Raw genomic sequence first — 21,454 nt, forward strand, 5'->3', positions numbered from 1 at the left:
CGGTTGTCCGAGTTCGGAAACCGTCTTCATCGTGGGCCTTGCCCGGAGCGGTGGCAATAGGGATATCGCCGCAAGGTTCACAGCCGTCAAGCTTCCTCTGGTATTTGGACACCAACGGGCGACGACACGTCAAGGTTGAGCACCACGCGCATCACCGAGGGATCCTCGCTGCCCGGCGTCGCCTTGAAGCCGAGGTCCTCGGCGAGGCGCAGCATGGGGCCGTTCTCGCGCATTACGTCTCCGAACACCTGCCGCAGCCCCCTCTTCCTGGCATGGGCGAGAATCTCGCTCATCAGCTGGAAGCCGAGGCCTTTGCCCTTGAAATCGGACCGAACCATGATGGCGTATTCGGCCGCGTCGTTGTCGGGATCGGCGATGATGCGGACCACGCCGCAGATGTCGCCATTGTCCTCCTGCGCCACGAAGGCCATCTCGCGGTCATAGTCGATCTGCGACAGGCGCGCCGCCATCAGGTGCGGAAAGTCCTTCACCGAGCCGAGGAAGCGCATGCGCACGTCCTGCGGGTCGGAACGATGCACCACGTCCACGAGGCCGGGCTCGTCCTCCGGGCGGATCGGGCGCAGCGCCACCGTCGAACCGTCGGTCAGGTCCAGCTTCTTGGACATGTCCGAGGGATACGGCTTGATGGCGAAGCGGTGGGTGCCTTCCACCCGCGTCGGATGCACCACGATGCGGGCGTCGAGGGCGAGCACGCCGTGCTCGTCGGCGAGCAGGGGGTTGATGTCCAGCTCGGCGATCTGCGGCAGGTCGGCCAGCAGTTCCGCCACCTTCACCAGCGTGCCGGCCACCGCATTCATGTCGGCGGGCGGATGGTCGCGATAGCCGGCGAGCAGTTTCGCCACGCGGGTCCGCTCGATCATCTCGCGGGCCAGCACGCCATTGAGCGGCGGCAGCGCCACGGCCCGGTCGCCGATGACCTCCACCGCCGTGCCGCCCTGCCCGAACAGCACTACCGGGCCGAACGTGCTGTCGTAACCGATGCCGGCGATCAGTTCCTGGGCATTGGGCCGGCGGATCATCGCCTGCACCGTGAAGCCCTCGATGCGCGCCCCGGGGCGCTTCTCCGCCACCGAGGCGATGATGGCCCGGCAGGCATCCTCGACGGCGGCGCACGTGCGCAGGTCGAGCCGCACGCCGCCCACGTCGGACTTGTGGGTGAGGTCGTGGGACAGCACCTTCACCACCACAGGAAAGCCGATCTCCCCCGCGAGGCGCCCGGCCTCCTCGGGGCTCGATGCGATGCGGGTATCCACCACCGGGATGTCATAGGCGGCCAGCACCGCCTTCGCCTCCACCTCGGTCAAGGCGGAGCGGCCGGCCGCGAGAACCCCCTCCACCAGCCGTCGGGCGGCGGGGCGATCGGGCTCGTCGAATGAGCGCGCCGGCGGGGTCTCCATCAGGAGGGTCTGGTTGCGCTGGTAGGCCACCAGATGGCCGAAGGCGCGCACCGCCTCGTCGGGCGTGTCATAGGTGGGGATGCGGCGGGCGGCGAAGCGGCGGCGGGCGTTGGCGGCCGCGCTCTCGCCCAGCCAGCAGGTGAGCACCGGCGCGCGCGGGCGGGCTTCCAGAACCGCCATCACCCCTTCCGCGGCGGCGCTGCTGTCCGACAGGGCGTTAGGGGCGTGCAGCACCAGCACGGCGTCCGAGCCCTTGTCGGCGAGCAGCGCCTTCAGGGCGGCGCCATAGCGCGCGCCGTCCGCATCCGCCTGGATGTCCACCGGATTGGAGCGCGACCAGGTGCGGGGCAGCGCCTTGTCCAGGGCTTCCACCGTTTCCGGCAGGAGAGTGCCGAGCCGGCCGGCGCTGCCTTCCAGCGCGTCCACCGCCACCACACCGGCACCCCCGCCATTGGTGAGGATGGCGAGCCTCTCGCCGGCAAGGCGGATGCCGGCGGAGAGCGTTGTCACCGCCTCGAACAGCTCACGCATCTCGTGGACGCGCAGCATGCCGGCGCGCCGCAGGGCGGCATCGAACACGAGGTCGCTGCCGGCGAGCACGCCCGTGTGGGACAGGGCGGCCTGCGCCCCGGCCACGCTGCGGCCCGCCTTGATGACGATGACAGGCTTGGCACGCGCCGCGATGCGACCCGCCGACATGAACTTGCGGGCGTCGGCGATGCTCTCGACATAGAGCAGGATGGCGCGGGTGGTGTTGTCGAGGGCGAGATAGTCCAGCAGGTCGCCGAAATCCACGTCGGCCTTCTCGCCCAGCGCCGCCACGTGGGAAAAGCCGAAGCCGCGGGCGTGGGCCCAGTCCAGCACGGCCGCGGTCATGGTGTCGGACTGGCTGACGAAGGCCACATCACCCTTGGCCGGCATCAGGTGAGCGATGCTGGCGTTGATGTGGGCGCGGGTGGAGATGAAGCCCAGGCCGTTCGGCCCAATGATGCGCAGGAGGTGGGGACGGGCCGCGTCCAGCAGCGCCTGGCGTTGCTCCGCCCCGTCGAACTGCTCGCCCGGCCCATAGCCGGCGGGCAGCACCACCGCCGCGCGGCAGCCCTTCTCACCCAGCTGAGAGATCACGCCCGGCACCTGGTCCGGCGGTGCGGCGACCACGGCGAGGTCTACCGGGATCGGCAGGTCCGCCACCGAGGCGTAGTTGAGCGAGGAGCGGATGGCCCGCTCCTTCGGGTTGACGGAGAGGATGGGCCCCTCGAATCCCGCCTCGAACAAGTTGCGCGCAGCCAGCGCGCCGACGGTGCCGGTACGGTTGCTGGCGCCCACAAGGGCAATGGCACGGGGATGAAAGAGGGCGTCGAGATTGCGCGTGGTCATGGCGGCCTCGATGCTTCGGGCCCGGCCTCAGTCTCGGCCCGGCGGTCCGTCGTTAACGCTAGGGAAAACGGGGCAAGTGGGAAAGGCGAAATCGTCAGCAGGGCCGCGAGCGCGCGAAGCTGTCGCGCACCGCCTCGGCCAGCTGGTTGCCGAGGAGCGGCTTCTCGATGATCGCGACACCCTGGTCGGTGGCGCGCCGACGCACGTGCAGGGCGGGATTGCTGGTGATGAGGAAGGCCGGGAGATGCACGTGGCGCCGGTCAAGCTCCCGCAGCAGATCGAGACCATTGAGTCCCGGGAGATTGTAGTCCACAATCATGCAACCACCGCAGGAGATGTCGGCCGCAAGCACATCCTCCGAGCGCGCATAGGTCTGCACGTTGAAGCCGTCCACTTCCAGGGCGAATTTCAGTGAATTGCAGACCGCCGGGTCATCGTCGACGATATGGACGACGAACGCGGGCGGCTCTTCCGACGCCATCATCCCATCATTTCTCCCACGACCCGCTCGCGGGTCTGCGTGGTCGGTCTATCCCAACCTACTTTGGGAGGGGGGTCGGGGGCCTTGCGTTAGATCAAGCCCTCACGGGCCGAACGGGATGAAAGAACAGAACGGTACCTCGGTCACGCCGGTCGCGGCGCGATGCCGGCGAGCAGCGCCATGCGCACCAGTTCCGACAGGCTCTGCGCCTTCATCTTCGTCATCACGTTGGCTCGGTAGACCTCCACCGTGCGCGGGCTGATGCCCAGCTCGTAGGCGATGGTCTTGTTGGCCTGTCCGGCCACCAGACATTCGAGCACCTGCCGCTCGCGCTGCGACAGGCCGCCGATGCGGTCCACCACCTGCTCGCGCATGGCATCGTGCTGGCTGGTCTTCTGGCGGCGGTCGAGCGCCGACTTCACGGTGTCGAGGATCGCCACGTCGTCGAACGGCTTCTCGAGGAAGTCCGCGGCGCCGAGCTTCATGGCCTCCACCGCCAGCGGCACGTCGCCATGGCCGGTCATGACGATGACCGGGACGCTGGAGCCCTTGTCCTTCAGGTGCTGGAGCAGGTCGATGCCGGTCATGCCGGGCATCCGCACGTCGGTGATGATGCAGCTCGCGGCCGGGTCGGCGGCGGGCAGTCCCGCCTCCACGAACAGGCGCGCGGATGCGTGCTCGTGCACCACGTGGCCGGCGGTCGAGAGCAGAAAGGCGAGGGATTCGCGTACCGCATCGTCGTCGTCGATGACGTGGATCACCGCTGTCTCCTGCTCAGTCATGCACCGCCTCCGCATCGCCCACGGCGCGGAGGGTGAATCGGAATACGGCGCCGCCGCCGGGATTGGGCTCGGCCCAGATGCGGCCCCCGTGCGCCTCGATGATGGTGCGGGAAATGGAAAGCCCCACGCCCATGCCGTGCCGCTTGGTGGTGACGAACGGCGTGAACAGCTGCGCGCCCACCTCCGCGGAGATGCCGTGCCCGGTATCCGAGACGCTGACCATCACCATGTCGTCCTCTACCGCCTCCGTCCTGACCAGAAGCTGGCGACGCGGTGTCTCCATCATTGCCTCCAGGGCGTTGCGCATCAAGTTCAGCAGCACCTGCTGGACCTGCACCTTGTCCGCCAGCACGAGATCGCACTTGGGGTCGTAGAGGAAGCGCACCTGAATACCATGCTCCTTCGCCCCGACCAGGGCCAGGGCGCTCGCCTCCTCCACCAGCTTGGCGAGGCTCTCCACCCGCCGCTCGCTCTCGCCGCGGGAGACGAAATCCCGGAGGCGGCGGATGATCTGGCCCGCGCGCAGGGCCTGCTCGCCGGCCTTCTCCAGCGCCCCCTGGAGCAGTTCCACCCGCACGGTCCCGCCGTCCAGAAGGCGGCGCGAGCCCTTGATGTAGTTCGCAATGGCCGACAACGGCTGGTTGAGTTCATGGGCCAGCGTGGAGGCCATCTCGCCCATGGCGGTGAGGCGCGAAATATGGACCAGCTCGGCCTGCAGCTCCTGAAGGCGCGCCTCGGTCTGCTGCCGTTCGGTCAGGTCGCGGATGAAGCCGGTGAAGAACCGCTCCGAAGCGGAGCGCATCTCGCCCACCGCCAGCTCCATGGGAAAGGTCGTGCCATCCTTGCGCTCGCCCACCACCACGCGCCCGATACCGATGATCCGGCGCTCGCCTGTGGCAAGATACCGCGCGATGTAGCCGTCGTGTCCCTCGCGGTGGGGGGACGGCATGAGCACCGAGACATTCTGCCCCACCGCCTCGGCGGCGGTGTAGCCGAACAGGCGCTCCGCCGCGGTGGAGAAGGAGCGCATGATGCCGCGCTCGTCGATCACCACCATGGCGTCCGGCACGGTATCGAGGATGGAGGAGAGGTGCGCCTCGCGGGCGAGCAGGTCGCGATCGCGCGCCGCCGCATCCAGCCGGGTGCGGCGCAGGCGCTCGCCGAGCACCGCGATGCCGAGCCCCACGGCAAGGAACAGCGCCGGCGCCGCCAGATCGAGCCGGGCATCGAGACCGGTGAGGCCGCGTAGCGCGACACTGCCGGCAAAGGAAACGGCGACCGCCGCGCCGCCCGCCACGAGGCCTCGCCCCGACACCAGGATGATGACCGCCAGCTGCAGCAGCAGTGCGTCGCCGCCGAGCGGCTGGAGCCCGGCAACCCGGCACAGCAGCAGGGCGACGAGCGCCGCGGCCGCGCCGCGCACGGCATCGCCAAGCATCTGCCCTCTCCCGCGCGCCACTGCCCCGTCCTCCACCGCCAAAGCCATGCCGACCGCCAATCTATGCGACGTCCCGCCCCTACGTAATAGTACCTAAGGGGACCGACTTAAGTGTTCGATCCGAATTTTTCCCGTGCGTTCCGCCGGTTATCCCTTTCTCAACTCCGATGGAAGGGTCAACCGATGCCGAGCCCCGCAGCAGCGATCGCCCACAAGACCTATGCCCAGCCCCGGGCCTACAGCAGCAAGTCCTACGCTGAACCCATGGCTTCCGCACGGCCCGCCCATCGCTGGACCGAGGAGGCTGACACGCGAACCCCCACCGAAGTGGTCGCGCGCCTCGGAGTGGTTGCGAGCTATGCCCGCAACGCCGAAATCTTCGGCGAGGATCAGCCGGCCGAAAACCTCTACATCGTTCTGTCCGGTGCGGTGCGCATCTGCAAGCTGCTCGGCGATGGCCGGCGCCAGATCGAGACCTTCTGCCTGCCCGGCGACGTGTTCGGCTGGGAGATGACCGGCCGCCATCGCTTCTCCGCCGAGGCGGTAAGCGAATGCAAGATCGTGCGGGTGAAGCGCTCGATCCTGTTCTCCCGCGCCTCCGACGACGCGGAACTCGCCCATGCCCTGTGGGCGCTGACCGCGGCCGAGCTTGGCCGCGCCCAGAATCACCTGCTCGTCCTCGGTCGCAAGACCGCCCAGGAGCGGGTCGCCACCTTCCTCCTCGACATGGCCGAGCGCGCCGGCGCGGGCCAGGGTCCGAACGGGATCGAGGTGACGCTGCCCATGTCGCGGCAGGACATCGCCGACTTCCTCGGCCTCACCATCGAGACCGTGTCGCGCACCCTCACCCATCTCGAAGAGATTTCCGCCATCGCCCTGCCGTCCTCGCGCCGCGTGGTGCTGCGGGACGGTGCGACGCTGAAGCGCCTGAATTCCTGAGTTCTTCCCCCGGCACGCTGCGCTCTCTCCGATTAGCAGCGTTCCCCCTTGGCCCGCTCCGGCCTCCCGGCCTCAGCGGGCCTTTTCTTTGTGGGCTTGAGATGATGGATTTGGTTCGTCGGGCTGAGCCCCGGTCCTGCGTCCGGGGCTGTCCAGCCTAAACGGCCGCCGCGTGCCGCTTCTTTTCCGGCGCCGCCGCCCGGCTGGCCACGAGGCGGGCATCGAACACGGCGCAGACCACTCGGGTGAAGGGCCGCGCCGCCTCCGGCACTTCGACGACCGCGCCGCGCCGCACCGCCAGCCCGTCGGCGATCAGGGGCTCCAGCGCCTCGAACTCGTCCGCGAACGTTTCCGGCGGGAAGCCGAAGCTCCGGCACGCGGCGTCGAGATCGACCGCGAGGTCGCACATGAGGCGCTCGATGACATGGCGCCGCAGCCGGTCCTCGTCGCTCACGGCGATCCCCCGAGCGATGGGCAATGCCCCGGCCTCCACCGCCTTGTGCCACTGGGGCGTGGCGGGAAGATTCTGCACATAGCCCTGGGGCAGCGCCCCGATGGCCGAGGCGCCGAAGCCGATCAGAACCGGCGCGTCGTCCGTGGTGTAGCCCTGGAAATTGCGCTTGAGCGAGCCCTCGACGGCGCGCCGCGCCATCGGATCGTCCACCTTGGCGAAATGGTCGAGCCCCACCGCCTGATAGCCATGCTCCGCCAGGATTCCGGCGACCATCTCCGCCTGCGCAAGACGTTCGGCAGGACCAGGCAGGGCCGCCTCGGGGATCAGCGCCTGATGCTTCTTCATCCACGGCACATGGGCATAGCCGAACACGGCGATGCGGTCGGGATCGAGCGCCAGCGCCGCCTCCACCGTGCGGCGCACGGACGCCTGATCCTGATGCGGCAGCCCATACATAAGGTCGAGGTTCAGCGCGCCTATGCCCGCGGCGCGGAGCGCGTCGGCGACCTGCTGCGTCTCCTCCAGCGACTGGTGGCGGCCGATGGCCTCCTGCACCGTCGGGTCGAAATCCTGCACGCCGAGGCTGGCGCGGTTGAAGCCCTCGCGGGCGAGCACCGCCACCTTGTCCGCGTCAATCACCCGGGGGTCGATCTCGATGGCGATCTCGGCATCTTCGGCGAAGGCGAAGACATCGCGCAGTGCCAGCATGAGCGCGGCGAAGTCCTCGTCCGCGAGCATGGTGGGCGTGCCGCCGCCGAAATGCAGGTGGCTGAGCTTCATCCGCCCCGGAAGATGGCGGGCGACGAGGCCGATCTCGTCCACGAGCCGGTCGGCATAGGCCTTCACCGGCGTGCGGCTGCGCGCCACCGCGGTCTGGCAGCCGCAATAGAGGCACAACTCGGCACAGAACGGCACATGGATATAGACGGAGACCGTGCCGTTGGGCCGCAGCTCCTGGAGCCAGCGGGCGTAGGTCGCGGCATCGACCTCCGGGGAGAAATGCGGCGCGGTGGGGTAGCTGGTGTAGCGCGGCACCGGCTGCCCGTAGCGGGCGAGGAGGGTATTGGTATCGGGGCAGATCATGCCGCGACGATGCCGCCCGCGGCCGGCCTGCGCCTTGATGTGGCGCAAGCCCTTGTTCCCTCACGCGCTTGTTGCCTCTCCCCGGCTCAGTAGGAGAGGAAGGCGCCGGCGAAGATGCCCTGAGCCCGGTCGTCGCCCGCAAGCTTCCAGCGATACTGGAGCGTGAAGTCGAGGTAGGAGCGCGGCGCGGTGTATTCGTCCTCGTTGAACCAGTAGCGGGCGGTGATGCCCGGCCCGATGCCCATGGCGAACGGCGTCGCATAGGCGGTGTCATAGCCGCCGCCGATGGCGAGGTAGGGCCACAGCACCAGATGGTCGGAGATGGCGTCCATCCGGAAGGCCTGGCCGTAGCGCCCTTCGAAGGTGGCCACCGTCTCCGGCAGGCTCACGAAGTAATTGTAGTCGGCGTAGATCTGCCACGCCCGCCAGTTGTCCACGTCGACCCGAAGATCGGTGCCTTCGGCCTTGGAATAGGCGGCGCGCAGCAGGAGATCGTTGCGGGAGAACTGGCCGACCGGGAAGAGATACGAGATTTCAAACACCAGGTTCTCGGTCTTGAACGGCTTCCAGCGCGCGCCGACGGAGCCCTGGATGGTGTCGAAGCCGGTAGCCCCGCCGTTGTCCGCATAGACCGTGCCGAAGCCCCGCACGAACAGCTCGAAGATCGAGCCGTCGCGGTAGCCGATCCCCGGCGGGCGCCAGTAGATTTCGCCGCCGGCACCCACCGTGTGGTTGGCGCCGTTGGATGTCTGCGGGACGAGGTAGGAGCCCGGCGCCACGCCCACCGGTCCGTAGCTCACCGAGGCATAGGCGCCCCAGGTGCGGGTCAGCTCGGCCACCTCGCGCCGGAGGCCGAAGAGATATTGCGGGTCGAGCTGGAGCTTGCCGTCCCGCGCCTCGTCGATGGCCGACTTGAAGTAATCCACGGCCTCGGCGTTGTGATAGGTGCGGCGCGCATTGTACGCGGCATTGATGAGGTTGGTGCCACGCAGCCGCCAGCGGCTGTTCGCCTCGGAGAAGTATTCGTAGGCGAGTTCGTCCTCGCCTGCCTGGCTCGCCAGCACCGCGAGATCCACCGGCTTCATGCTCCGCAGGGCGCCGCTGTTGTAGGCAGCCTGGAACAGTTCCCGTGCCTCGTCCTTGCGGCCGAGTTGCGAGAGCACGCCGAGCCGGGCGGAGAGCATCGCCATGCGCTCCTGCTGGTTGCGCGCGCGGGCCGCGGCCCGGTTGAAGGCGGCAAGCGCGCCTTCCTTGTCGTCGAGCGCGAGGGAGGCGAAGCCGAGCCGCGCCTGCACCTCGTAGCTGTCCTCGTTGGCATAGGGCTGGAGCGCCCAGATGGCGAGTTCCGGCTGCTTGGCGGAGAGCGCCGCATCGGCGAGGCCAAGGCGCACGATGCGCGTCTGGGCCGGCGGCAGGTTGGACGAGCCGAGTGCCGCCTTGTAGTCGGCGACGGCGCCGGAGAAGTCCTTGGCCTGCATGCGCAGATTGGCCCGCTGCACCAGCAGCGTGGCATCGCGCGGGCTCGCCGCGAGCAGCCGGCTCGCCACCGCCTCGGCCTCGGCGTAGCGGCCGGCCGACGACAAGGCGTTGAGCAGCAGGGTCTGATAATTGCGGTTGCCCGGCTCCGCATCCACCGCGCGACGCGCCTCGGCGATGGCGGTCACATAGTCCTTGCGGGCGAACGCGGCATAGGCGGCGCTGGCGGCGGCATAACCGGGGGAGCCGGGATTGAGGCCGGCAACGCCCGGTGCCTGCATCTGCGGATTGGCGAACACCGAGCAGATGACGCCGTAGCTGGTGGGCTGGCACAGCACGGCGGGCTGCTGGAGGGAGGGCTTCGCGGCGTTGGGCGCCTTGACCTGCGCCTCCGCCTGCTTGCGCAGGACGCCGACCTCCTTGTTCTTGCCCGCGTCAAGCGGCTCCAGCGCCTTGAGCGCGTCCTCGGGCTTGCCCGCCGCCATGGCCGCATTGGCGGCGATGAGCCGGTAGTTCAGCTCCTCGAGGTCGGTCAGCAGGTTGCTGTTGAGCACGGTGTCGAACTCGCGCGCCGCCTCGTCGCGCTGACCGGTCTTCTGCAGCAGCCACGCCCGCAGGATGTGGGGCAGCGGCTCGTTCGGATTGTCCGCCACGGCGCCCGAGGCTGCCGTTTCGGCGTCCTTGAACTGGCTGGCCGCCATCAGGGCGTCGATGAGGACGATGCGGAAGATGAGCGCGTCCGGCGCCCGCTCCACCGCCTGCCGGGCCGAGGTGACGGCGGCGGCGGCCTTGCCGCGACCGATATCCTTGATGGCCTGCACGGCCATCGGCTCGGCGAGACGCTTGTCGTTGGCCGCGCGCAGGGCGATCAGGGACGGGTCGTTGTCGCCCTGGCTGATGGCATCGCGGATGGCGACATCCAGCTCCTTGTACTTCTTCGAGCGATCGAGGGAATCGATCAGCAGCCGACGCCACTGGGCATTGCCCGGATTTTCCTTCAGCGCCTCGCGGATACGGGTCTCGGACAGATTGTCCTGGCCCTCGCGGTAGGCGCTGAAGGCTTCGAGCGCGGCGTCGTAGCCGGGGGTATCGCTGACGCCGCCGCCCGGCGGCGTGGTGGCGGGGATGAGGCTGCAGGACGGGCCGTAGGGCGTATCCGTGCACTTCTGGAAGGGGACCGGCAGGGTCTGGGCCGCATTGGCCGGAACGGACTTGGGATTGCGCTCCTGCGCACGGGCGACGCGCAGCCGCGCCTGCACCGCGGCATCCGGCTCGACCGTTTCGAGAAGCTTGATCGCCCGCTGGGGGTGGTTCGCGGCGATGGCGGCGTCCGCCATCACCAGGCGCACGTCGTGGGCGGTGGGGCCCGACAGCACCTCATCCTTCAGCGCCGTGTCGAAATCCTGTTCCGCCTCCGCCACCTTGCCGAGGCGCAGCCGGACGTAGCCGCGCAGGGTCCGCGGCAGGAAGGACTGGGGATCCACCTGGATCGCCTCGCTCGCCGCCTTGTCGGCCGCCTCCAGCTGTCCGTCGGCGAGCAGGGTGTAGATCAGCAGAACGCGATAGCTGAGGTCGTCGGGCACCAGCGCGATGGCCTTGCGGGCCTGCTCGATGGCGGCCTTCGGGTTGGCTGCTTCCAGCGCCTTGTTGGCGGCGACCGAGGGCTCCTGCGCCAGAACCCGGCTCTGGGACCGCACGCGGGCGGTCAGCGCCTGATCCGTGATGCCGGCGGCGATGGCCTCATTGCCCACCACCACGGCCTCGGCGGTCCTGCCCTGGGCGTCCAGCGCGTCCATCAGCAGAAGCCACAGCCGCGGCACGTCGGGACGCAGCTTCAGCGCCTCGCGGGCATAGGTCACGACATCCGCATATCTTTTCTCACGCTGGGCCGCATAGGCGCGATCCGCCGCCACCCAAGCCGCCCCGGTCAGTTCCGGCGGCTGCGGCGCCGGTGTCGCCTGCGGTGCCGGAGATGGCTGGGGCGATTGCGCCCCCGCCGGTCCGGCTGAAAGCGTCAGGGCTGCGATCGACGTCGCCAGCACAAGGCCCATAGCGATGCCGTGCAGGAGCCTCTTCCGATCCCGGTCGAGGGTCGGCGCGGAGGAAGGACGGAAGTGAATCGCGGTGGTCATGGGGCCACCTTGGCAGCGATTACTTAAACCCCAGTTAACCTTAACAACGAGGTGCAATAATCGGATGCCGTAAACGGATCATTTACTTTGGTGACCCGTTTCTTGCGAAATCGTAAACGGAAACGGCGCGCAAGGGGTGTTTCCCTCGCGCGCCGTTAATACTTCGGCAGGAGATGTTAACCGAAACCCTACCGGCGCACGGCCGCCAGCATGCGGTCGCGCCAGGTCTGGGGCGGCATGATCGAGGGCACGTCCCACTGGTCGGTCGCCTGCGGCCCGCTGTGGAACGGCCCCTCGTTGAACTGCCAGAGCAGCACCTGCGGCGGGCTCTTCGCGAAATCCGGCGAGGTCACGTATTGGAGAAATGTGGCCCACGGGCCGACATTGCCCGGGTTCCAGGTCAGCGACACCGGCCGGTCGAGCGCATTGGACAGCTTCTGCGGAAAGCCGAGATAGGGCTGCACGAAGCTGTTGCCGATGATGTGGACCGGCGCGGGCGCGGAATCCACCAGCGATGTCTTGGCCGGCGCTGGCGTGCGGACAGTATAGAGGTCCGGCCCGATCTGCTTCTGCTGGTCCGGCGTGAGGAAGCGCTGGGCGAGATCACCGAGATGGCGCTGCGTGACCCATTCGCCGAGCTTGTCGCCGGGCGGGCTACCGGCGAGCTTGCCGACCTTGGCCTTGATGGCCTGCGCCACCGCATCCGCCGCCGCCTCGGAAGCCCAGGCGGTCCAATGGTAGTCGGCGCGGTAGAAGCTGGTCTGCTTGCCGGTCTGCACCGATTTCAGTGCCGGGCGCAGGTCCACCGTGTCGATGCCGGCCTTCCTCAGCTGGTCGAGGATGAAATCATACTGCCCGGCGACGTCGGCGGAGACCGTCGTCCCGTCCGGCAGCTTCTCCTTGTAGAAGGGCGCCTTCATGGGGACGACCATGACCATCAGGGTCACGTTGCGTGTCGCCAGCGCCGCCTTGGCCTCCTGCATCAGGGCGACGTTGGCGGTGATGCCGGCGCGGTTGAGCACGGTGATGCTCTCCCAGCCCGGGAACAGCCAGCCGTCCTTGCCGGCGATGATGCCGCTGTTCTGCGCCGCAGCCGGCAGCGGCGCACCGAGCATGCCCACCGCCATCAGGCCGCCCGCCAGCATGCTCGTCGCCAGCAAGCGGCGGCGGGTGAATGCGCGTCCAGCGCCGGCAAACGTCGTCATTTCGCATCTCCCAGAAAGCGGCGTTCGACATCCGTCAGCGGCCGGGTGAGCGCCCGCATGGGGAATTCCCACACCACGAGGCGGGTTTCAGCCAGAATCTGTGGCTCGTCCATCAGAAGTTCGAGAAGCTGGCCGGCAAAGCCGGAGCCGTCGCGGCTCTTCTGCGCGACTTCGGTGCCGGAGGCCGCCTGAAGAAACTCGAGGAAGCCGGAATTGCGCGAGAAGGACGAGCCGGCAAGGATCACCTGCGGACCCGGAACGTCATCCAGCAGCCCGCCGGTGCGGGAGATGCTGGCGGACACTTCGGGCTCCTCGTCCGGCTGCGGGCCGGACCAGCGATAGGTGCGCTCAAGCCCGGCGAGGCGCATGAGGTCGCCCACGCGCGGCTTGGGCGGGCTTTCCGAAAGGGTGATCTTCTGTGTGCCCGGCCCGATGCGCTGGCGCACCGCTTCGGCCACCCGGCCGGCGGCGAGCTTCGCGCCGGCGACGTTCCAGTGGGTGTCCGTACGCAGGAAACCGTCGGCACCGGGAAAGCCGGGCGCGATCTCCACCTGGTCGAGCCCGAGCGCCCGGCTCTGCGCCCACCACGCGTCCGACCGCCAGCGCGCCTCGCCGGAGACGGAGGCGCCGCACAGATGCTCCGCCGCCAGAAGCGCCTTGTCCGGAACGGGGAGCACCACCAAAGCGAGATTTCGCGCCGCGAACGCATCGCGGATCTTCGCAGCGATCTTCAGCCGGGTTTCGAAATTCGCCCGCGCCTGCGGCGTCTCGATCAGCTCCTCGCGGTAGAACAGCCAGCCAGGGCAGCCGGCGCGCACAAGGTCTCCGGCATCGCCCAAGACCTTGTAGGCGACGCCGGAGAGCACATCCTCAAGTCCCGTCAGCTTGGGCAAGGCGGCGGTGATCTGCTTGTCGAGCACGGCGGTGAAGCGGCCGTTCAGGGCATTCTCGGGGGTCGCCGCCGCGGCGAGCGCGGTGCGCGCCTCCTCGCCTTTCAGATGCGCGGCGACGAAGCCGAGGCCAGTCAGCATCAGTGCGAGGAAAGCGAGGGTTGCGAGGGCGCGGGCGAGATGCGGCATCGCCCCCTCAGAACTGGAAATAGAGGAAGGGCACGACCATCCGTCCCTGCAGCACCAGCACGGCGAACAGGAACAGGGGCAGCGCCGACCAGGCCCGCAGCCAGTGGCCGGGATTGGGTGCGGAGGGGTCGATACGCATGAGCTTCGGCAGATAGACGAGGCCGATGCCCAGCACCACCGTGGCGATCTCCACCGGCCGGATGGCTGCCCCCATGGCCGGGCTCAGCGCCACGCCGTTGGCACCGGCGATGCCGGCGAAGATCACCCCCGCCTCATTCCAGCTCTGCGCCCGGAACAGCGCCCAGCCGACCATGACGAAGGCGAGCGTGAGGATATGGCCGGCCAACGCTCCGGTTCCCGGCAGGCCGAGATTCTTCCAAACCCGGCCCACCATCAGCCCGAAGCCATGCCACAGGCCCCAGACGAGGAAGGTCCAGCTCGCCCCATGCCACAGGCCGCCGAGGCCCATGGTGATGAGGAGGTTGGCGGAGACCCGGCCGGTGGAGCCGCGATTTCCGCCCAGCGGAATGTAGAGATAGTCCCGCAGCCAGCTCGACAGGGAGATGTGCCAGCGCCGCCAGAACTCCGCCAGCGACGTGGAGAGATACGGGTTGTCGAAATTCTCCGGGAACTTGAGGCCCACCATGAGGCCGAGGCCGATGGCCATGGCGCTGTAGCCGGAGAAGTCGAAATAGAGCTGGAGCGTGTAGCCGGTGACAGCGAGCAGCGCGTCCGCCGTGGTGGGATGGGCGATGGCGTAGCCGGCATCCACCATCGGCGCGAGCGTGTCGGCGATCAGCACCTTCTGGGCGAAGCCGAGCATGAAGCGCTCGACGCCGAACATGAATTCTGCGCGGTGGAAGGTGCGCTCCTTGAGGCGCTGCGCGACCCACTCATAGCGCACCACCGGACCCGCCACGAGGTGGCCGAACATGGACTGGTAGGTGGCATAGTTCACGAACGAAGGCTCGGCCTTCACCGTCCCGCGGAACACGTCGGTGGAATAGGAGATGGCGCCGAACACGAAGAAGGAAAGCCCGATGGGCAGGAGCACGTCCGGCCAGCCCCAGACCGAGGCGGTGAGCACCTCCGTCGAATGCACCAGCATGTTGGCGTATTTGAACCAGATGAGGGACGCGAGCGGCCAGACGATGCCGACGAAGAGCGCCCAGCCCCGTGCCCGGCCTTCCGCGCGGGAGATCCACAGGCCCGTCGCCCACGACCAGATGGCGATGGAGACGATGAGCGGCAGGAAGTCCGCCCGCCACCACGCATAGAAGAGCCAGGAAAAAGCGAGGATGGCGATGTTGCGCACCATGCCGGGCGTCAGCGCATAGACGATAAGGAAGACCGGCAGGAACAGGAAAAGGAAGCTGTCGGAAGCGAAGACCATGGGACCGGATCAGTTGCCCGGACCGCGATAGGGTTCGGTCTCGTCGCGCTGTCCTGCCAGCTTCGGCCCGTTGGCACCGGGCAGCAGGAACAGGCTGTAATGGTCCCCCGCCTTCAGCGGCGGCAGCTTCAGCGGCTGCGACACCGCCGCCCCACAGGAAGCCGCCAGCACCGCCTCTATGGGATTGATGGCCCGCTGGCGGGTGTCGTTGGTGGCGACGCCCTCGAACACGACGGGGCCGCCGTCCGACACCGCCACGCTCGCCGCGCAGCCGGGCACGAGGTTATAGACGCGCAGTTGCGCCTTGAGATCGTTGCGCCCCTCGGTGGGGTCGGCAATCACCACCGCAGGCCCGGAGGCCGGGACGATGACGGTGGAGAAGGCATCGGCCGGCGGCACGATGCTGCCCTCGGCGGGCTTTCCCGCGAGGCTGACGGAGAGGGGCGCGCCGCCCTTCACGATGCGGTAGATGGTGGCGGTGTCGCCAGCGGGGACAGGTGCCGCCGGGGCACTTCCGATGCCGATGGGCGCCCCGCTCGCGGCAAGGTCCACCACACGCACATAGGCCGAGCCGGTGGGCGGCTTCGGCGCATAAAGGCGCGTCAGTTCCTGCGCAGCCGACGGAGCGGCAACAGCGGCAAGCGCAAAGGTCGCCGCCGCGAGCCGCCGCACGGCACGTCCCGAAACGGTCAAAGCGGCATTCGACGCGGGCATGAGCGCGATCCCGGACTGACCGGCAGACCCTGCGCCGGTTTCACCTTGCGACAGTTAGGGGCTGCACCCCGTCAAGGCAACGGAGCGGCCCCTTCAACTGCCGTTAAGGTTACGGGATATGGACCGCTAGCGCCACCGGCGCCGCCTCAGTTGCATTTGGCGGCCAGCGCCTGCGCCACCTTGGAGGCGGGCGTGCGGCCGAGCGCCGCGGTGATCGCCCGCCCAGCCGCCGCGAGGCGGTCAATGTCCACGCCGGTCTCGATGCCGAGTCCATTCAGCATGTAGACCAGATCCTCGGTGGCGAGATTGCCTGATGCGCCCTTGGCGTAGGGACAGCCGCCCAGCCCGGCCACGGCCGAATCCACGGACGCGACGCCGATGTCGAGGCAGGCCAGCACGTTGGCCAGGGCCTGCCCGTAGGTGTCGTGGAAATGGATGGCGGTGCGCTCGAGGCCGATGCGCTCGGCGACGGCCCCCGTCACCGCCTGCGCCTTGTCGGGTGTGCCGACGCCGATGGTGTCGCTCACCGAAACCTCGTAGCAGCCCATGGCGGTGAGGGCTTCCGACACCTCCACCACCTTCGCCACCGGCACCTCGCCCTGATAGGGACATCCCAGCGCGCAGCTCACGTAGCCGCGGACCGCCACGCCGCGCGCGCGGGCGAGGTCGATGAGCGGGCTGAAGCGCTCCAGGCTCTCGGCGATGGTGCAGTTGATGTTCTTACTGGTGAAGGCCTCCGAGGCCGCGGTGAACACCGCCACCTCCTCGATGCCGCACGCGAGCGCCAGCTCCAGCCCCTTCAGATTCGGCGCCAGCACGGTGTAGCGCACGCCGGCCCGGCGGTTGATGGCGCCGAGCACTTCCGCAGTGTCCGCCATCTGCGGCACCCACTTGGGCGAGACGAAGGAGCCGGCTTCGATCATCTTCAGCCCGGCGTCGGCCAGAGCATCGATGAGCGCCACCTTGGCATCCAGGGGCACGATGCCAGGCTCGTTCTGCAGCCCGTCGCGGGGGCCGACCTCGATGATGCGGACGGATGCGGGGCGGGCCATCAGGCGTCCTCCAGAACCAGAAGCTCGGCGCCCTCGTCCACGAGGTCGCCCACGGCGAATTTCAGCGCTTTCACCTTGCCGTCGCGGGGCGCGGCGACGGTGTGCTCCATCTTCATCGCCTCCACCACCACGAGGGCGGCGCCCTTCGTCACCTCCTGCCCCTCCTCCACCACGATGCGGATGATGGTGCCGGGCATGGGTGCGACGAGCCGACCGGCGGTGCCGGTGGCGGCCTGCGACGCGAGGCGCGGGTCGATGAAATCCACCGCATATTCCCCGCCGCGCACGAACACGATGAGGCGGTTGCCGGTGCGGATCACCCGGGCCGAGAGCGCCACCCCGTCGAGGCGGGCCCGCAGGCTGCCGTCCGCTTCCGCCTCTCCCTCCACCGCCAGGTCGCCGCCCGGCAGGGCGAGGACAAAGCCGTGGGGGCGAAAATGGGCGCGGATGTCGATGCGGCGCTCGCGGTCGGCAAACGTGAGGTCCACATGAGCGTCGCGGTTGAGCCGCCAGCCGGGCGCGAGGCCCCAGGGGGACCACGGGTCAGCGGCATCGACCGCCTCGGCCGACTGGCGCGCCTCCTCCTTGAGGACGAAGAGGGCGGCAAGCGCCAGCGCGGTGTCGTCCACCGGCTGGGGCGCGGGCAGAAGAACGTCCTGGTGCCGGGCGATGAAATTGGTGTCGAGTTCGGCTGCAGCGAAGGCGGGATGGGCCGCGATGGCCTTCAGGAACACCCGGTTGGTTGCGAGCCCCACCACCTCGGTGGCCGCGAGCGCCGCCTCCAGCCGCCGCACCGCCTCCAGGCGGTCGGCGCCGGAGACGATGATCTTTGCGATCATCGGATCGTAGTGAATGGAGACCGTATCCCCCGCCCGCACGCCGGTATCCACCCGCGTGTGGTCGAGGTGGGACGGCAGCACGAGATGGTCCAGCCGGCCCACCTGGGGCAGGAAGTCCCGCGCGGGATCCTCCGCATAGAGCCGCACCTCGATGGCGTGACCCTCAAGGGGGATCTCCTCCTGCGCCAGCGGCAGCGTCTCGCCCTGCGCGACGCGGATCTGCCACTGCACGAGGTCCTGCCCGGTGATGGCCTCCGTCACCGGATGCTCCACCTGCAGTCGGGTGTTCATCTCCATGAAATAGAAATGGTCGCCCTCGGCGATGAACTCCACCGTGCCGGCGCCGCGATAGCCGACCGCCTTGGCCGCATCCACCGCCGCCTTGCCCATGGCGGCGCGGCGCTCCGGCGTCATGCCGGGGGCGGGGGCTTCCTCCACCACCTTCTGGTGGCGGCGCTGGATGGAGCAGTCGCGCTCGTGGAGATAGACGCAATTGCCGTGGCTGTCGGCGAAGACCTGCACCTCGATATGGCGCGGGGTGGTGAGATATTTCTCCACCAGCACCTTGTCGTCGCCGAAGGCGCTCTTGGCCTCGCGCTGGGCCGAGGCGAGGGCCTCGGGGAAGTCCTCCGCCGAACGCACCACCTTCATGCCCTTGCCGCCGCCGCCGGCAGAGGCCTTGATCAGCACCGGGAAGCCGATGCGCGCCGCCTCGTGGGCGAGCAGCGCCGCATCCTGGTCCTCGCCGTGATAACCGGGCACGAGGGGCACCCCGGCCGTCTCCATCAGCGCCTTGGCGGCACTCTTGGAACCCATGGCGCGGATGGCCGAGGCCGGCGGGCCGACGAAGACGATGCCGGCCTGTTCGCAGGCGTCAGCGAAGGCGGCGTTTTCCGAGAGGAAGCCGTAGCCGGGATGGATGGCATCCGCCCCGCTCTTCTTCGCGGCCTCAAGAATGGCGTCGATGCGCAGATAGCTTTCGCGCGCCGGCGCCGGGCCGATGGGATAGGCCTCGTCTGCCACCGCCACGTGGAGCGCGTTCGCATCCGCCTCCGAATAGACGGCCACGGTGCGCAGGCCGAGGGCCTTGGCGGTGCGCATCACGCGCACGGCGATCTCGCCGCGATTGGCGACGAGCAGGGTGCGGATGGGACAGATCATGCGGCCCCCCAATTGGGTTTTCTCTTTTCGAGGAAGGCGGTGACGCCCTCGCGGCCGTCGGCGCTGGCGCGCTGGTCGGCGATGCGATGGGCGGTGTCGGCGATGACGGCGTCGTCGAGCGGCCGGTCCACGGCAGCGACCAGGGCCTTCGTGGCGGCGAGCGCGGCGGGGCTGGCCGCCTTCAGCGCCTTGAGGTGGCGGGCGATGGCGGCGTCCAGTTCCTCCGCCGGAACCACCTCATGGACAAGGCCCAGCTCCCGCGCGGTCACCGCCGAGAAGCGCTCGGCGGTGAGGAAATAGCGGCGGGCCTGCCGTGCGCCCATGGCCCGCACCAGATAGGGGCTGATGACCGCCGGGATGAGGCCAATGCGCACCTCGGTGACGGCGAATTCCGCCTCCGGCACCGCCACCGCGATGTCGCTCGCCGCGATGAGCCCGGTCGCTCCGGCGAAGGCCGAACCGTGGATGCGCACGAGGGTGGGCTTGGGCGAGAGATCGATGGTGCGCATGAGCTTCGCGAGGCCCATGGCATCGGCGTGGTTCTCCTCGCGCGAATAGGTGGCCATGCGGCGCATCCAGTTGAGGTCGCCGCCGGAGCAGAAGACCGGCCCGTTGGCGCGCAGCAGGATGGCGACGGCGGCCGGGTCTGCAATGGCCGTCTCATAGGCCTCGGTCAGCGCGGCAATCAGCGCGTCATCGAAGGCGTTGCGCACCTCGGGCCGGTCGAGGGTGAGGATGGCGACGCCATCTTCGACGGCTGTGGTGAGGCCGGGGCTGGACGTGGCCATCACATGCGGAACACGCCGAAGCGCGTCTCCTGCTCTGGGGCGTTGAGAGCCGCGGACAAGGCGAGAGCCAGCACCATGCGGGTGTCGGCCGGGTCGATCACCCCGTCGTCCCACAGCCGGGCAGAGGAATAATAGGGGTGGCCCTGCACCTCGTACTGGTGGCGGATGGGGGCCTTGAAAGCCTCCTCTTCCTCAGGCGGCCAGTTGCCGCCGCGGCCCTCGATGCCGTCGCGCTTCACCTGTGCCAGCACGTTCGCCGCCTGCTCGCCGCCCATCACCGAGATGCGGGAATTCGGCCACATCCACAGGAAGCGCGGATCGAAGGCGCGGCCGCACATGCCATAGTTTCCAGCCCCGAAGGAATTGCCGATCACCACCGTGAATTTGGGTACGGACGCGCAGGACACGGCGGTGACGAACTTCGCCCCGTCCTTGGCGATGCCGCCCGCCTCATACTTCCGCCCCACCATGAAGCCGGTGATGTTCTGCAGGAAGACGAGGGGAATATTGCGCTGGCAGCACAATTCCACAAAGTGCGCACCTTTGAGCGCGCTTTCGGAGAAGAGAATGCCGTTGTTGGCGATGATGCCCACCGGATAGCCGAAGATGCGGGCGAAGCCCGTGACCAGCGTCGGCCCATAGAGCGGCTTGAACTCGTCGAACTCGGAGCCGTCCACGATGCGGGCGATGATCTGGCGCACGTCGAACGGCTGCTTGGGATCGGCCGAGACGATGCCGTAGATCTCCTTGGCATCGTAGAGCGGCGCGCGCGGCTCGCGGATGTCGAGGGAATGGGCCTTGGTGGTGTTCAGATCGGCCACGATGGAGCGGGCGATGCCCAGCGCATGGGCGTCGTTCTCCGCCATGTGGTCGGCGACGCCGGAGGTGCGGGTGTGGACGTCCGCCCCGCCCAGTTCCTCCGCGGTGACGACCTCGCCGGTTGCCGCCTTCACCAGCGGCGGGCCGCCGAGGAAGATGGTCGCCTGGTTCTTCACCATGATGGACTGGTCGGCCATGGCCGGCACATACGCCCCACCCGCCGTGCAGGAGCCCATCACCACCGCGATCTGCGGGATGCCGGCGGCCGACATGTTGGCCTGATTGAAGAAGATGCGGCCGAAATGCTCGCGGTCGGGGAAGACCTCGTCCTGGTTCGGCAGGTTCGCGCCGCCGGAATCCACGAGATAGATGCACGGCAGGTGGTTTTCCTGCGCCACCCGCTGGGCGCGCAGGTGCTTCTTCACCGTCATGGGGAAATAGGTGCCACCCTTCACCGTCGCGTCGTTGGCGACGATGACGCATTCGCGCCCTGAGACGCGGCCGATGCCGGTGATGATGCCGGCGGCCGGCACCTCGTCGTCATACATGCCGTAGCCGGCGAGCTGGCTGAATTCCAGGAACGGCGAGCCAGTGTCGAGCAGGGTGCGGATACGGTCCCGCGGCAGCAGCTTGCCGCGCTTCAGGTGCCGCTCGCGGGCGACGGCGCCGCCGCCTTCCGCCACCTTCTCCACGACGGATCGAAGCTCCGCAACTGAGGCTTCCAGTGCCTCCCGGTTGCGGCGGAATGCGTCGGAGCGGCGGTCGACCGCATCCTCGATGATCGCCATGAGTGCTCTCGCCCCCAATGCTCGGGCGCTCGGCCA

Annotated in this window: 15 protein-coding genes; 1 reads left to right on the forward strand and 14 read right to left on the reverse strand. The window is 68.6% G+C overall.

The window, feature by feature from the left end:
* Positions 1-86: 86 nt before the first annotated feature.
* From ACT54R_RS10620 to ACT54R_RS10635, 4 genes are all read right to left on the reverse strand, one after another.
* Complete coding sequence (locus ACT54R_RS10620; protein WP_476326045.1) at positions 87-2,795, reverse strand: bifunctional acetate--CoA ligase family protein/GNAT family N-acetyltransferase; 2,709 nt, start codon at positions 2,793-2,795, stop codon at positions 87-89.
* Positions 2,796-2,889: 94 nt separating this feature from the next.
* Positions 2,890-3,279, reverse strand: coding sequence for a response regulator (locus ACT54R_RS10625; protein ID WP_168458592.1), 390 nt, complete (start codon positions 3,277-3,279; stop codon positions 2,890-2,892).
* Between the two features lie 140 nt (positions 3,280-3,419).
* Positions 3,420-4,058 (reverse strand): response regulator FixJ, encoded by a 639-nt coding sequence (gene fixJ, locus ACT54R_RS10630; RefSeq protein ID WP_168458593.1) that lies wholly within the window; start codon positions 4,056-4,058, stop codon positions 3,420-3,422.
* The gene (locus tag ACT54R_RS10635; protein ID WP_476326048.1) at positions 4,051-5,496 is read right to left on the reverse strand and encodes a sensor histidine kinase; all 1,446 of its coding nucleotides are present in this window, start codon (positions 5,494-5,496) and stop codon (positions 4,051-4,053) included. Before ACT54R_RS10635 ends, fixJ begins: the two co-directional genes overlap by 8 nt.
* A 183-nt stretch (positions 5,497-5,679) precedes the next feature.
* Between ACT54R_RS10635 and ACT54R_RS10640 the strand changes: the two genes are divergently transcribed.
* Positions 5,680-6,435 (forward strand): helix-turn-helix domain-containing protein, encoded by a 756-nt coding sequence (locus ACT54R_RS10640; protein ID WP_168458595.1) that lies wholly within the window; start codon positions 5,680-5,682, stop codon positions 6,433-6,435.
* A gap of 157 nt (positions 6,436-6,592) precedes the next feature.
* Here the strand turns inward: ACT54R_RS10640 and hemN are convergent, their stop codons facing one another.
* The 10 genes from hemN to ACT54R_RS10690 form a co-directional block, all read right to left on the reverse strand.
* Positions 6,593-8,020: an oxygen-independent coproporphyrinogen III oxidase gene (gene hemN, locus ACT54R_RS10645; protein WP_476326050.1), complete on the reverse strand. Its 1,428-nt coding sequence runs from the start codon at positions 8,018-8,020 to the stop codon at positions 6,593-6,595.
* Positions 8,021-8,058: 38 nt separating this feature from the next.
* A complete protein-coding gene (locus ACT54R_RS10650) occupies positions 8,059-11,580 on the reverse strand; it encodes an NfrA family protein (RefSeq protein WP_476326052.1) in 3,522 nt (1,173 codons plus the stop codon).
* 188 nt (positions 11,581-11,768) lie between these two features.
* Positions 11,769-12,785, reverse strand: a complete 1,017-nt coding sequence (locus ACT54R_RS10655) for an alginate O-acetyltransferase AlgX-related protein (RefSeq protein ID WP_476326054.1) — start codon at positions 12,783-12,785, stop codon at positions 11,769-11,771.
* Entirely contained in the window at positions 12,782-13,864 is a 1,083-nt protein-coding gene (locus ACT54R_RS10660) for an alginate O-acetyltransferase AlgX-related protein (protein WP_476326056.1), read from the reverse strand. Before ACT54R_RS10660 ends, ACT54R_RS10655 begins: the two co-directional genes overlap by 4 nt.
* Positions 13,865-13,871: 7 nt before the next feature.
* Positions 13,872-15,257, reverse strand: a complete 1,386-nt coding sequence (locus tag ACT54R_RS10665; protein ID WP_476326058.1) for an MBOAT family O-acyltransferase — start codon at positions 15,255-15,257, stop codon at positions 13,872-13,874.
* A gap of 9 nt (positions 15,258-15,266) precedes the next feature.
* Positions 15,267-15,971: an alginate O-acetyltransferase AlgF gene (locus ACT54R_RS10670; protein WP_476326060.1), complete on the reverse strand. Its 705-nt coding sequence runs from the start codon at positions 15,969-15,971 to the stop codon at positions 15,267-15,269.
* A gap of 146 nt (positions 15,972-16,117) precedes the next feature.
* Positions 16,118-17,023 carry a hydroxymethylglutaryl-CoA lyase gene (locus tag ACT54R_RS10675; protein WP_476326062.1) on the reverse strand — a complete coding sequence of 302 codons (906 nt, stop codon included), beginning with the start codon at positions 17,021-17,023 and terminating at the stop codon, positions 16,118-16,120.
* Positions 17,023-19,023 carry an acetyl/propionyl/methylcrotonyl-CoA carboxylase subunit alpha gene (locus ACT54R_RS10680; protein WP_476326064.1) on the reverse strand — a complete coding sequence of 667 codons (2,001 nt, stop codon included), beginning with the start codon at positions 19,021-19,023 and terminating at the stop codon, positions 17,023-17,025. Before ACT54R_RS10680 ends, ACT54R_RS10675 begins: the two co-directional genes overlap by 1 nt.
* Entirely contained in the window at positions 19,020-19,811 is a 792-nt protein-coding gene (locus ACT54R_RS10685; protein WP_476326066.1) for an enoyl-CoA hydratase-related protein, read from the reverse strand. Before ACT54R_RS10685 ends, ACT54R_RS10680 begins: the two co-directional genes overlap by 4 nt.
* On the reverse strand, positions 19,811-21,418 hold the full coding sequence (locus ACT54R_RS10690) for a carboxyl transferase domain-containing protein (RefSeq protein WP_168458603.1): 1,608 nt from the start codon (positions 21,416-21,418) through the stop codon (positions 19,811-19,813). Before ACT54R_RS10690 ends, ACT54R_RS10685 begins: the two co-directional genes overlap by 1 nt.
* Between the last annotated feature and the right edge of the window lie 36 nt (positions 21,419-21,454).

The organism is Xanthobacter sp. DMC47 (genome assembly GCF_056313845.1).

What these genes read in the sequence shown, in the direction of transcription:
- ACT54R_RS10665 (WP_476326058.1), bottom strand. Translation starts at nt 15,257, where the DNA reads ATGGTCTTCGCTTCCGACAGCTTCCTTTTCCTGTTCCTGCCGGTCTTC.
- ACT54R_RS10620 (WP_476326045.1), bottom strand. Translation starts at nt 2,795, where the DNA reads ATGACCACGCGCAATCTCGACGCCCTCTTTCATCCCCGTGCCATTGCC.
- ACT54R_RS10690 (WP_168458603.1), bottom strand. Translation starts at nt 21,418, where the DNA reads ATGGCGATCATCGAGGATGCGGTCGACCGCCGCTCCGACGCATTCCGC.
- fixJ (WP_168458593.1), bottom strand. Translation starts at nt 4,058, where the DNA reads ATGACTGAGCAGGAGACAGCGGTGATCCACGTCATCGACGACGACGAT.
- ACT54R_RS10650 (WP_476326052.1), bottom strand. Translation starts at nt 11,580, where the DNA reads ATGACCACCGCGATTCACTTCCGTCCTTCCTCCGCGCCGACCCTCGAC.
- ACT54R_RS10635 (WP_476326048.1), bottom strand. Translation starts at nt 5,496, where the DNA reads ATGCTTGGCGATGCCGTGCGCGGCGCGGCCGCGGCGCTCGTCGCCCTG.
- ACT54R_RS10685 (WP_476326066.1), bottom strand. Translation starts at nt 19,811, where the DNA reads ATGGCCACGTCCAGCCCCGGCCTCACCACAGCCGTCGAAGATGGCGTC.
- ACT54R_RS10625 (WP_168458592.1), bottom strand. Translation starts at nt 3,279, where the DNA reads ATGATGGCGTCGGAAGAGCCGCCCGCGTTCGTCGTCCATATCGTCGAC.
- ACT54R_RS10680 (WP_476326064.1), bottom strand. Translation starts at nt 19,023, where the DNA reads ATGATCTGTCCCATCCGCACCCTGCTCGTCGCCAATCGCGGCGAGATC.
- ACT54R_RS10675 (WP_476326062.1), bottom strand. Translation starts at nt 17,023, where the DNA reads ATGGCCCGCCCCGCATCCGTCCGCATCATCGAGGTCGGCCCCCGCGAC.
- ACT54R_RS10655 (WP_476326054.1), bottom strand. Translation starts at nt 12,785, where the DNA reads ATGACGACGTTTGCCGGCGCTGGACGCGCATTCACCCGCCGCCGCTTG.
- ACT54R_RS10660 (WP_476326056.1), bottom strand. Translation starts at nt 13,864, where the DNA reads ATGCCGCATCTCGCCCGCGCCCTCGCAACCCTCGCTTTCCTCGCACTG.
- ACT54R_RS10640 (WP_168458595.1), top strand. Translation starts at nt 5,680, where the DNA reads ATGCCGAGCCCCGCAGCAGCGATCGCCCACAAGACCTATGCCCAGCCC.
- ACT54R_RS10670 (WP_476326060.1), bottom strand. Translation starts at nt 15,971, where the DNA reads ATGCCCGCGTCGAATGCCGCTTTGACCGTTTCGGGACGTGCCGTGCGG.